The sequence below is a fragment of the Escherichia sp. HH41S genome (assembly GCF_009820115.1).
GTDB lineage: Bacteria > Pseudomonadota > Gammaproteobacteria > Enterobacterales > Enterobacteriaceae > Escherichia > Escherichia coli_F.
Genome location: NZ_VNXE01000003.1, coordinates 98,920 through 110,653 on the forward strand (window position 1 = coordinate 98,920; position 11,734 = coordinate 110,653).

The following is an 11,734-nucleotide window of genomic DNA, read 5'->3' on the forward strand; positions in this document are numbered from 1 at the left end:
GTATTTATTAATAATTAAGATAAGGTCAGAGACTACACAGAAGCGCCTCAATGCCTTTTGTCGATTTAAGGCAACCAAACAAGGCTTCTTCTTAATATATTCATAAATTAAATATCATTCACAATAAAAACAACAAAGCCAAACCTATTATTTAAATCAATGTTCAATATCGCACCGATGAAAATACTATCTCATTTATCTTTTATGCCTATATAATCCACCGCATTATTGTCATTTTATTTCTGATATCCAATTTTTTTCGTGGTGTATATGTCTAATAACATCTTTACGCATTCCCTACCTATGCGCTATGCCGATTTTCCAACGCTGGTTGATGCTTTGGACTACGCCGCTCTGAGTAGCGCCGGAATGAATTTTTATGACAGACGTTGCCAACTTGAAGATCAACTGGAATATCAGACGTTAAAAGCGCGTGCCGAAGCTGGTGCGAAGCGGTTGTTATCACTGAATCTGAAAAAAGGCGATCGCGTGGCGCTGATTGCCGAAACGAGTAGCGGGTTTGTAGAGGCTTTTTTTGCCTGCCAGTATGCCGGCTTAGTCGCCGTCCCGTTGGCAATTCCAATGGGCGTCGGTCAGCGGGATTCCTGGAGCGCCAAACTGCAGGGTTTACTGGCAAGTTGCCAGCCCGCAGCCATTATCACTGGTGATGAGTGGTTGCCACTGGTCAATGCTGCTACGCATAACAACCCCGAATTACATGTTTTAAGCCACGCCTGGTTTAAGGCATTACCGGAAGCCGATGTTGTACTCCAGCGTCCAGTTCCGAACGATATCGCCTACCTCCAGTACACCTCCGGCAGCACCCGTTTTCCCCGTGGCGTCATTATCACCCATCGCGAAGTGATGGCTAATCTACGTGCTATAAGCCACGATGGCATTAAATTACGCCCTGGCGACCGCTGCGTCTCCTGGCTGCCTTTCTACCATGATATGGGACTGGTCGGCTTTCTCCTGACCCCCGTCGCCACGCAGCTCTCAGTAGATTATTTGCGCACTCAGGATTTTGCCATGCGTCCTCTGCAATGGCTTAAATTGATCAGTAAAAATCGCGGCACCGTTTCTGTTGCGCCGCCGTTTGGCTATGAATTGTGCCAGCGCCGCGTGAATGAAAAAGATCTCGCTGAACTGGATCTTTCCTGCTGGCGCGTTGCTGGTATTGGTGCTGAGCCGATCTCCGCAGAACAACTCCATCAATTCGCTGAATGTTTCCGTCAGGTTAACTTTGACGATAAAACTTTCATGCCGTGCTACGGACTGGCAGAAAATGCGCTGGCTGTCAGCTTCTCTGATGAAGCCTCCGGGGTTGTGGTTAACGAAGTGGATCGCGACATCCTTGAATATCAGGGCAAAGCCGTCGCGCCGGGTGCTGAAACACGCGCCGTATCGACTTTCGTCAACTGCGGTAAAGCGTTGCCGGAACATGGCATTGAAATCCGCAATGAAGCAGGTATGCCGGTCGCGGAACGTGTGGTAGGCCATATTTGCATCTCCGGCCCCAGCCTGATGAGCGGTTACTTTGGCGACCAGGTTTCGCAAGACGAGATTGCCGCGACGGGCTGGTTAGATACCGGCGACCTCGGTTATCTGCTGGACGGTTATCTGTATGTCACCGGGCGCATTAAAGATCTGATTATTATTCGTGGCCGTAATATCTGGCCGCAGGATATTGAATATATTGCGGAACAGGAACCGGAAATTCATTCTGGCGATGCGATTGCTTTTGTTACCGCCCAGGAAAAAATCATTTTGCAGATCCAGTGTAGGATCAGCGACGAAGAACGTCGTGGGCAGCTTATCCACGCACTGGCAGCACGGATCCAAAGCGAATTTGGCGTAACAGCGGCTATCGATCTGTTGCCGCCCCACAGTATTCCCCGAACGTCCTCCGGCAAGCCTGCCCGTGCGGAAGCGAAAAAACGTTATGCTGCAAGCCTTCATGTGCAGGAATCCATGGCATGAATCAAACTGTCGCGGTGACGGGCGCTACCGGGTTTATCGGTAAATATATTATCGATAACCTGCTCGCCCGCGGCTTTCACGTTCGCGCATTGACGCGTACTGCCCGCGCTCACGTCAATGATAATCTCATCTGGGTGCGCGGTTCGCTGGAAGATACACATTCACTTAGGGAACTGGTTGCCGGAGCCAGCGCGGTGGTCCATTGCGCCGGGCAAGTGCGCGGACACAAAGAAGAGATTTTTACCCGATGTAACGTTGACGGCAGCCTGCGCCTGATGCAAGCGGCAAAAGAGAGCGGCTTTTGCCAACGTTTTCTGTTTATCTCTTCGCTGGCGGCGCGCCATCCCGAACTCTCCTGGTACGCAAATTCCAAACACGTCGCCGAACAACGACTGACCGCAATGGCTGACGAAATTACGCTGGGCATTTTTCGCCCGACAGCCGTGTATGGTCCCGGCGATAAAGAGTTAAAACCGCTGTTTGACTGGATGCTGCGCGGCCTGCTGCCACGACTTGGTGCGCCAGATACACAGCTCTCTTTCCTGCACGTCACCGATTTCGCGCAAGCCGTGGGGCAGTGGTTAAGCGCCGAAACTGTACAGACGCAAACCTATGAATTATGCGATGGCGTCGCCGGCGGCTATGACTGGCAACGCGTACAGCAACTTGCCGCCGACGCCCGTTGCGGTTCCGTTCGAATGGTTGGTATTCCTCTGTCGGTACTCACCTGCCTTGCGGATATCAGTACCGCGTTGAGTCGCCTGGCAGGTAAAGAACCTATGCTGACCCGCTCGAAAATCCGTGAATTAACCCACGCCGACTGGTCGGCAAGTAATAACCGTATTTCTGAAGATATTAATTGGTTTCCCGGGATTAGCCTGGAACACGCATTACGCAACGGGCTATTTTGATTGTCTTGTTTAAAGGTGTGTTAACGTTTCTATGGTAAATCGTGAAATAGTAATGGATTACATCCTTTCCTGTTTACAGGATTTGGTCGAAAACGGTGTGGAAATTAAGCCCGACAGCGATCTCGTCAACGATCTTGGCCTGGAGTCGATCAAAGTGATGGATCTCTTAATGATGCTGGAAGACAGATTCGATATTTCCATTCCTATTAATATTCTGCTGGATGTCAAAACCCCTGCGCAATTAATGGAAACTCTACTTCCATGGCTGGAGAATAAATAATGGGGCTATACGATAAATATGCTCGCCTTGCTGGCGAGCGACTGCAATTTAGTGACAACGGGTTAACGCCGTTTGGTACCTGTATTGATGAAGTGTATTCCGCCACCGAAGGCCGGATCGGCGATAAAAACGTGATCCTGGCCGGGACCAATAATTATCTCGGTTTAACCTTCAATCATGATGCCATCGCCGAAGGTCAGGCAGCGTTAGCGGCCCAAGGCACCGGCACCACCGGTTCTCGTATGGCAAACGGCAGTTATGCGCCGCATCTGGCGTTAGAGAAAGAGATTGCCGAGTTTTTCAAGCGCCCTTCCGCTATCGTTTTTTCAACCGGTTATACCGCGAATTTAGGCGTCATCAGCGCGCTTGCCGACCATAACGCCGTAGTGTTACTGGATGCCGACAGCCACGCCAGTATTTATGACGCCTGTTCTCTCGGTGGAGCGGAAATTATTCGTTTCCGCCATAACGATGCTAAAGATCTGGAACGGCGCATGGTTCGCCTCGGTGAACGGGCAAAAGAGGCGATTATCATCGTTGAAGGCATCTACAGTATGCTCGGTGACGTTGCGCCGCTGGCAGAAATTGTTGATATCAAACGTCGTCTTGGTGGTTATTTGATTGTCGATGAAGCACATTCGTTTGGCGTGTTAGGCGCAACGGGGCGCGGACTGGTTGAAGCCGTTGGCGTTGAAGATGATGTGGATATTATCGTTGGTACTTTCAGTAAAAGTCTGGCCTCGATTGGCGGTTTTGCTGTCGGTTCGGAAGCGATGGAAGTGCTGCGCTACGGCAGCCGCCCGTATATTTTTACCGCCTCTCCTTCTCCGTCCTGCATTGCGACCGTGCGCTCGTCGTTAAGAACCATTGCCTCACAACCAGAGTTGCGGCAAAAGCTGATGGATAACGCCAACCATCTGTATGACGGTCTGCAAAAACTGGGTTACGAGTTAAGTTCACATATTAGCCCGGTAGTGCCAGTAATAATCGGTTCGAAAGAGGAAGGTTTACGCATCTGGCGCGAGCTTATTTCGCTGGGCGTTTATGTGAATCTTATCCTGCCACCTGCCGCGCCTGCAGGCATCACGCTGCTGCGCTGTAGCGTAAACGCTGCCCACACTCGTGAGCAAATCGATGCCATCATTCAGGCATTTGCTACTCTGAAGCAGTAATGTGAGCCCGCTGTGGTGCTGCGCCACGGCGGGTTTAATGTTGACTGTCATACCAATACACCAGGCTCAACGCCACCAGCATAAACGCTATCGGTAAACCGAGCGCGGTAACAGGTGCGCTCAACGCAAATAGCAATCCCAGATTGACCATGATTTGATAGCTGATCCAGGTGAGTAAGCCCACGATGACGCCTACAGCGAGACGGCTACCCATCCCAGGCGAACGCGGGGCACTAAAGGTAAACGGCACAGCCAGCAAAATCATCGCCAGGGTCAAGATGGGTTGTCCCAGTTTTTCCCACAGTGCAAGGCGGTATTCGCTGCTGGGTTGCCCGGTTTCCTGCAAATAATGGATGTAATGATTAAGTTGACGGACAGAAAAAGTATTTCCCGGCATCGATAACTCTTCAAGATTCATACTGGTGAAGGCCGATTGCCAGGCAAGATTATCAGATGTTTCCAGCGTTTCTTTGCCATTCAGCCATTTTTTATGATTCACACCATGCAGGATCCACGTTTTGTCGTCTTCAATGGTGGCACTGCGTGCATAAATGTAGGATTCGAGCGAGAGATCGTCGCGGTAATGAAATATCTCCACGCCCACCGGCTGGCCCTGCTCGTTCAGCGATTTCACCGTCACAAATTCATTACCACGCCTGGCCCACAGCATATTGCCGGTAATGTCATCGTCCTCCCCCAACGCAGTGGCAGTCGATTTGATTTGCAGCGCCTGTTGCTGCAATGGCGACGCCACCCACTCATCTATCGTGCCTAATGAAACAGTCCACAATATCCCGGCAACCAGCGCCACCAGTGCAATACGGAAGATAGAAAACCCCGTGCTGCGAATGGCGGTAAGCTCACTGTTTTTCGATAACTGCCCCAGGCCGACAATCCCTCCCAATAAGGCGATAAACGGCGAAAGTTCGACCAGTGTGCGCGGTAAGGTCATCAGCACCACCAGCACCGCCTGAGTCCAGCGATAACCACCCGGGCTGACATCATCCAGTTCGTTAATCAGGTTGAAGGTGGTAAAGAGCGGCAGCAATAGCCCTGCGGCGGCGGCAAAACCGAGAAAGAGATGACGGATTAAATAGCGACTGAAAACATTCATCGGGAAAATTTCTGCAGCAAAGAGAAGTCGCGTGCTACCAGCATCAGCAGGCCCATTAGCATGAGTCCGGGTACTAACCACAAACCAGGAATGAGGGGAATCGCGCCGTTAGCCACCAGCGTACGGCAGACGTCGCCGCCATAAAAAATGGCAACAAACAGCAACGTCAGTGGCAATAACGTTGAAAATCGCCCTTGCCGCGGTTTTACCCGACTTAATGAAATGGCCAGCAGCGCCATCAACAATGCTGTCAGGCCACGGCTTTGTCGCCATTGCAGTTCGGCATGATCGGCAGGAAAGGCGGAGCGCGCCAGCTCCGTGACCGATTTTGCTTTGCGTTTGACGTTAGGGCTTTGATCCAGCGGATTCAGATGCAATTGCAGATTACGGTAGATCTGTTCGTTGTCGTCACGCCCCTGATGATCGAGAAGATAGGCGGTCCCGTTATGCAACATAACGGTCGGTTTCTCGGGTGATGGGTCAACTACATCAACCGAACGGGCGCGGAAAATACGGGTTCGATTGGCAGTAGAAGTATAAATCAGCACGTCAGTCAGGCGATTATTATCCTGATCAACCGTCTGCGAAAGGATCATTCGTCCGTTATCGTTAGTGTTAAATTTCTTTGCCCGCAACTGGCGAACATCCAGCTCCGACTGCGACTGTTGCTCCAGTTGATAAATCTGCGCATAAGCCCACGGACGACCATACATCGACAGAAGGGTGACAAAAATACTTAGCGGTATCGCCAGATAAAGAACGGCTTTGTACAAGCGTCCCGGACTCCCCCCCGCCGCAGAAATAGCGGTAATTTCCGAGTCGGTATACATCTGCCCTAGCGTCACGCCAACTGACACATACAGTCCAACAGGTAACAACATCTCCAGTGCAATCAGCACCTTGTAGAAAACAATATCCAGCACAACATCAAGAGCTAATGTCCCATTTGCCGCTTCGGTCAGATAACGCTGTGCGGAGTAGCTGGCGAAAATAAAGATCAGAAAACCGACGATAATCAGCACCAGACGGCGCGTACCACGCATGATGTAGTGTTCAACCAGCTTCATCTCACTAACGCCCTCAATCCTTTGAATTTTTATTCATTGATCAGCTTCTGCGCCAGCGCAATGACATGATCTACCTCTTCCGGCGTCAGGCTGCCGTCCTTTGCCCACTGAATTTGCCCGGCTTTATTCAGCACCAGAATGGTTGAACTCTGCTCCGGCAACCGCCAGACAACGCGTCCCTGTCCATTGCCGTCAATAACGAATTGCGCCCACGGATAGCGGCGTTTATTTTTTTCGATTTTGCCAACGACAAAATAGCCAGTACCAAAGATGGCATCATCGGTGTTCACAATGGTGGTGGGCTGAAAACGATCCTGCGGAAAGTTTGCCGCTTCAACCGCTTTAATTAACAGTGAGTTCTTTTTCTTCGCCGACTTACGCCCGGCGATATACTGAATAATGCGGACTTTTCCCGCCAGCTGTGTGCTGTTCCACTTTTGGTAGTGAATTTCGTCGTCGCTATTCAGAAGCAGCTCGCCGCCTTCCTGGATATAAACAGGGGTAACCGTTTTACCAGTGACGAAATTGTGCGCCTGCACACCCGGGGCTAAGAGCATGATAATCAGCGCAATAATCAAACGAGATGACATCATTGCTCCGGTTATAGCGGAAAACGCGAAATCAGCAGTTCTAAACGCTGACGAATATCGCTATCCAGCGCCATCGGTGCATCATACGACTGGCGGTTTTCCATATCATCCGCCACCATGTCGTCGTGTTTATCCCCCATCAGGCCATTAATGGCGGCGAGGAAGCGGGAAATCTGTAACGCTTCTTTATTTTCAGGATCAAGCGATCTTAGGGTGTCGTAATAAGAAACCTGCTGGCTGATTATTTTTCGTACATCATGAAATTCCCTGCCAGTTAGCCGTGGTTTGGCAATAATCTCTTTCAGGAGGTGCATTTGCTTTTGCCGATAGGCAATAAAACCGCTTACGCTTTCTAACTGGCTATGGCGTAATGAATAGTTCACCAACAACCAGACCGGAGAGCTTAAATAAATCCGTAAAAGGTTGCCGTAAAACGACACAATATTTTTCTTACCGTTACGAAAGCCGTCCTGAAAACGTCCAAGAAAAACGGTCGTTTTGCCAAATAAAAATCCGGCCTGATGCTTTTTTAAATACAACCGTTGGGCAAAACGTAGATGCTTATAACGCGCCCGCATATATTTAAACTGTTTACGCTCGTCAGCCGTAAGCCCCTCGCCTTTGGCTTGTTTGTGGATTAAACGCAGTAATTCCTGACGATCAACGCCATTCAGCCAGAATTGCAGGCATAACGCGTAATTATCATGAATGATTTCGGTGGTACAACCTGTTGCGATAGTCGGCGGTAAACTGACCTGCGCATCAACGACATCATCTTCTTCAACTGCAATAAATAGACGCTCGCTCGCCTCAAGCGGGAAATATTTTCTCATCATCAGGATTTCTCTCCGGCTGCGTTATAAAGCAAGGAATGGCGCTGAAAAAATGCCTTTAAGGTTGGAATTAACGAGAGCACCACATCCAGACATTGCCCACCGAAGTAAGCAAATGCAGCCCCCAGCACGCCAAACAGATGACAGAACATGAACAGCAATACGATGTAGCCGATTGAGGCGATGGTTTGCGCCACGAGAAAAGCGCGCTGTTTTCCCGCCATCAATAGCAATGACTCCTGTGGGAAGCCCAGCATCGAAATCACAATTGCGCCAAGCATCACCTGAATCAGGTCATACGCTTCGAGATACTTAACGCCAAACACCAGCGAAATGAGCGGCTTGCCGACGATCAACACCGCGAGCGCCACCAGAATACCGATTCCGCCCGCCAGTAAACCGGACTTCACGCCTAACAACCACGGTCTGGTGGTGCGCGGATCTAAACGCATCACCTCTGGGTAAAAACTTTTGCCCAGTAAACCCGCTGGCGTTCCGGCGGCATCGAAGAATGTCATGGCGATTTTAAATAACCCGGCGGCAGCGGGTCCTAACACGATCCCCACCAACACTGTGCTGCACGAGTTACGTGCCGACCAGATGGAGTGGGCAATGTTGGTTGACCAGACAAAACTCCACGCGCCTTTAATGTGTCGGGCAGACTCAAACAAATTCAATTTGAAGGCGTTATGGATATTTCTGCGGCGTAATTCGCGCGCGGCAAACCACCAGTACATGGTGCCGCCAACCAGATTCGATGCGTACCAGGCAATAACAAAACCCGCAAAACCAAAATCAAAATACCAGGCTACGACGCTCCCCGCTGCGCGCAGAAAAGGTTTCGTCGCCTGCTGTACAGCAATCAAATCGAAGCGATCTACCGCACGCAGAATGCCGGTCGGTGTGGAGGAAGCCATTGAAGGAATGAGCGTGCAATACAGCGCTGCCAGCCAAAAGCTTTGGTCATCCAGACCTAATGAATGGGAAAGAAAAGGGAGTAAGGCAATGCCGCCGACAATCGCCACCGCGCCGCTGACGATATCCAACGAGAAGGAAAATGAGACGACATTGCGAAATTGCTGCGGATTATTATTGGTCAAGGCTGGCGTTCCGTACTGAACCACCAGCTGCCATGTCTGAAACTTAATAAAATCGCTGATCGACTTGGCGTACGATTGCACAATCACCAGTACGCCAAACATGGCGGGCGTCATCCCTTTACCGGCACACGAGAGCGCCAACAGACCCAGCAAAGCGCTCACGACATTACTGGAGCCTAACCAGGCGCTATTGCGAATAATGGTGCGAAACGCGCCATCTGCAAACCAATGTTTGATGTTAAACCCCGCCAATTCAGCCTGACCTTATCGTTGATAGTAAAAAGTATCCCGCCAACCTTAAGTTAAACTTCGGCGGTCAGAAACGATTGCAACCAGAGAAACCGCCTTCTGTGCCTGTTCCAGCACTTCGCTGTAGGGCGCTCTGGAATCAATCTCAAGAATTTTTGTGCCGTTATAGCCAATCGTCGACATGACACCGATTTTGTCCTGCAGCTCGGCATAGTCATGGTCAGGCTTGCGGGAGATGGCAGTATCAATATCAATCCCCAAACGAATAATTAATTCAGGACGGTATTGCGCCATTTTTTGGTATAAACGCCGTTCGCGCTGTGCCAGAAACATGCTGATTTTCCCGGTCGCACGCTCGACGCCAATCCCCGGTCCGTCATAATAAAAGCCCGAAATTTCAGCCTGCGGGAAGCGATCGCTGACCACCAGAACGCCACTTTGCGCCAGTCGCTGAACCTTGCGTAGATTCGCCATTCTTCGCAGCGAGAAGCAGTACATAATCACCGCCGCCCATAGCGCCGGAGATTTGGTTTTCATGCTTTGGGTTTTCGAGGATTTGGCCGCCAGTCGCCGTTCCAGCCAGACGCCAACGAGCGGCAACCGTTTGATTTTGTCGCCGTCTTCGCCGGAGAGCAGCCCCAGATAGCGGCGCTCGGTTTGCCAGTGTTGTTGCAGCGATTTCACCAGGTCAGTGGTCAGTGTGGATTTACCGGTGCCATCACACCCGACCACCGCAATCAGCCCCGGAATGTAGTTGGGCTGCGGCGCGGTTGTACTATTAACAGTTTGTGTTTGTAGTGCATCCATTCGTTAAATCATCCCCTATCCATTTGGTGATCAGGAAAGCGCGGCGTGAATTGCGCGTAGTGACGCTTGCAGAATTTCATCGGCTGGTTGCCGACCATCCAGTTCAAGGATCTTTGCGCCATTGAATGTCAGTTGCGGCGTAACAGCGATTTTTTCCTGTAACGCCGCCAGTTGGTGGTCAGGTTTACGCGCAAACGCGGTTTGTTCATCAATGCCAAGACGAATCAACAATACGGGCAAATAAGACGCCATCCATTGGTAAAGTTTGAGCTCGCGCTGTCTTAACATTTTTATCCAGCCGTTACCGCCCGTGTTTTTTGCCAGTTGCGGGCCATCAAAGCGAAAACCCGGCACTTCAACCTGTGGGTAGCGGTCGGTGATGAGCAGATAGCCTTGCTGGCTTTTACACAACATTTTGCGAAACTTATACGCCCGCCAGCAGGAAAGCAGATAAATAACCAGCGCAGTAATATTGCCAGGCGGTGTGGAGGGCTTTTCGTGCACATGTGCCGCTTTACTTCGCAGATAACGCCCAAAAGGTGCGCCAATAACAGGGAGCTGTGAAATCCATTCGCCAATTCGCCCGGACGATTGCCCGAGATAAATGTGTTCTGTTGGCATTGTTGCTGCCAGTTCATTTACCAGGCTTGCCGTGAGGGTCGATTTACCTGAACCATCACATCCTACAATGGCAATAACACGCACTGGCGTGGAATTAATTATTGACATATTACGTTGATTCACGAAAAACCCGGCAGCAAATAATGTATTGAATATTACGTGGTCCGTGCTCAGAATATCCGTTCAACCTTATTGTGACAATGGTTAATTGTGACATTGACCTGAATTACGCTTTCATAAAAACATATTAACCAAATAAATATTTTGGATGGATATTTAAATTTAAGGATATATTCATGCAGTCAATAACACCTCCATTAATTGCCGTTATTGGTAGCGATGGTTCAGGCAAGTCAACGGTGTGTGAACATCTTATTACCGTTGTCGAAAAATATGGTGCTGCCGAAAGAGTTCATTTAGGAAAACAGGCCGGAAATGTCGGTCGTGCAGTGACAAAATTACCGTTGATGGGAAAGTCTCTGCACAAGACTATTGAAAAAAATGAAGTGAAAACGGCAAAAAAATTGCCGGGTCCGGTTCCGGCCCTGGTGATCACCGCTTTCGTCGCCCGCCGACTGTTACGCTTTCGTCATATGCTCGCCTGCCGTCGTCGCGGGCTGATTGTCTTAACCGATCGTTATCCTCAGGACCAAATTCCTGGCGCTTACGATGGTACGGTGTTCCCACCTAACGTTGAAGGCGGCCGGTTTGTCTCATGGCTGGCAAGCCAGGAACGTAAAGCATTTCACTGGATGGCGAGCCATAAGCCTGATCTGGTTATCAAACTCAATGTTGACCTTGAAGTTGCCTGCGCGCGTAAACCCGACCATAAACGGGAATCGCTGGCGAGAAAGATTGCCATAACGCCACAGTTAACCTTTGGTGGTGCACAACTGGTTGATATCGACGCCAATCAGCCACTGGAAAAGGTGCTGGTTGATGCAGAAAAAGCGATTACGGATTTTATGACCGCGTGTGGTTATCACTAGTCAAAAATGGAAATGCCCGAT

General features: G+C 50.2%; 12 protein-coding genes. 5 read left to right on the plus strand and 7 right to left on the minus strand.

What is annotated here, in order from left to right; genetic code table 11:
• The first annotated feature begins 270 nt into the window (after positions 1–270).
• The 4 genes from FQZ95_RS00505 to spt are packed head-to-tail and all read left to right on the plus strand — an operon-like array spanning position 271 to position 4,343.
• Positions 271–1,980, plus strand: a complete 1,710-nt coding sequence (locus FQZ95_RS00505; protein WP_105276749.1) for a fatty acyl-AMP ligase — start codon at positions 271–273, stop codon at positions 1,978–1,980.
• On the plus strand, positions 1,977–2,891 hold the full coding sequence (locus tag FQZ95_RS00510) for an NAD-dependent epimerase/dehydratase family protein (RefSeq protein WP_105287683.1): 915 nt from the start codon (positions 1,977–1,979) through the stop codon (positions 2,889–2,891). Before FQZ95_RS00505 ends, FQZ95_RS00510 begins: the two co-directional genes overlap by 4 nt.
• Before the next feature lie 31 nt (positions 2,892–2,922).
• Complete coding sequence (locus FQZ95_RS00515; RefSeq protein ID WP_000248097.1) at positions 2,923–3,171, plus strand: acyl carrier protein; 249 nt, start codon at positions 2,923–2,925, stop codon at positions 3,169–3,171.
• Positions 3,171–4,343 (plus strand): serine palmitoyltransferase, encoded by a 1,173-nt coding sequence (gene spt, locus FQZ95_RS00520; protein WP_160529764.1) that lies wholly within the window; start codon positions 3,171–3,173, stop codon positions 4,341–4,343. The genes FQZ95_RS00515 and spt overlap by 1 nt, the downstream gene beginning before the upstream one ends.
• Before the next feature lie 34 nt (positions 4,344–4,377).
• On the opposite strand, the gene lptG is transcribed toward spt, so the two are convergent.
• The 7 genes from lptG to FQZ95_RS00555 are packed head-to-tail and all read right to left on the minus strand — an operon-like array spanning position 4,378 to position 10,847.
• Positions 4,378–5,457: an LPS export ABC transporter permease LptG gene (gene lptG / locus FQZ95_RS00525; RefSeq protein ID WP_039021389.1), complete on the minus strand. Its 1,080-nt coding sequence runs from the start codon at positions 5,455–5,457 to the stop codon at positions 4,378–4,380.
• Complete coding sequence (gene lptF, locus FQZ95_RS00530) at positions 5,454–6,524, minus strand: LPS export ABC transporter permease LptF (RefSeq protein WP_000779656.1); 1,071 nt, start codon at positions 6,522–6,524, stop codon at positions 5,454–5,456. The genes lptG and lptF overlap by 4 nt, the downstream gene beginning before the upstream one ends.
• Before the next feature lie 29 nt (positions 6,525–6,553).
• Positions 6,554–7,114, minus strand: a complete 561-nt coding sequence (locus FQZ95_RS00535; protein WP_001354968.1) for a YtfJ family protein — start codon at positions 7,112–7,114, stop codon at positions 6,554–6,556.
• Positions 7,115–7,125: 11 nt separating this feature from the next.
• Positions 7,126–7,950, minus strand: a complete 825-nt coding sequence (locus tag FQZ95_RS00540) for a hypothetical protein (RefSeq protein WP_000984956.1) — start codon at positions 7,948–7,950, stop codon at positions 7,126–7,128.
• Complete coding sequence (locus FQZ95_RS00545) at positions 7,950–9,299, minus strand: lipopolysaccharide biosynthesis protein (protein WP_000896872.1); 1,350 nt, start codon at positions 9,297–9,299, stop codon at positions 7,950–7,952. Before FQZ95_RS00545 ends, FQZ95_RS00540 begins: the two co-directional genes overlap by 1 nt.
• A 45-nt stretch (positions 9,300–9,344) precedes the next feature.
• Positions 9,345–10,103 carry a hypothetical protein gene (locus tag FQZ95_RS00550; protein WP_000339526.1) on the minus strand — a complete coding sequence of 253 codons (759 nt, stop codon included), beginning with the start codon at positions 10,101–10,103 and terminating at the stop codon, positions 9,345–9,347.
• 30 nt (positions 10,104–10,133) lie between these two features.
• The gene (locus FQZ95_RS00555; RefSeq protein ID WP_001076266.1) at positions 10,134–10,847 is read right to left on the minus strand and encodes a dTMP kinase; all 714 of its coding nucleotides are present in this window, start codon (positions 10,845–10,847) and stop codon (positions 10,134–10,136) included.
• 173 nt (positions 10,848–11,020) lie between these two features.
• On the opposite strand from FQZ95_RS00555, the gene FQZ95_RS00560 reads away from it, so the two are divergent.
• Complete coding sequence (locus tag FQZ95_RS00560; protein ID WP_001190762.1) at positions 11,021–11,713, plus strand: dTMP kinase; 693 nt, start codon at positions 11,021–11,023, stop codon at positions 11,711–11,713.
• Positions 11,714–11,734 lie beyond the last annotated feature (21 nt).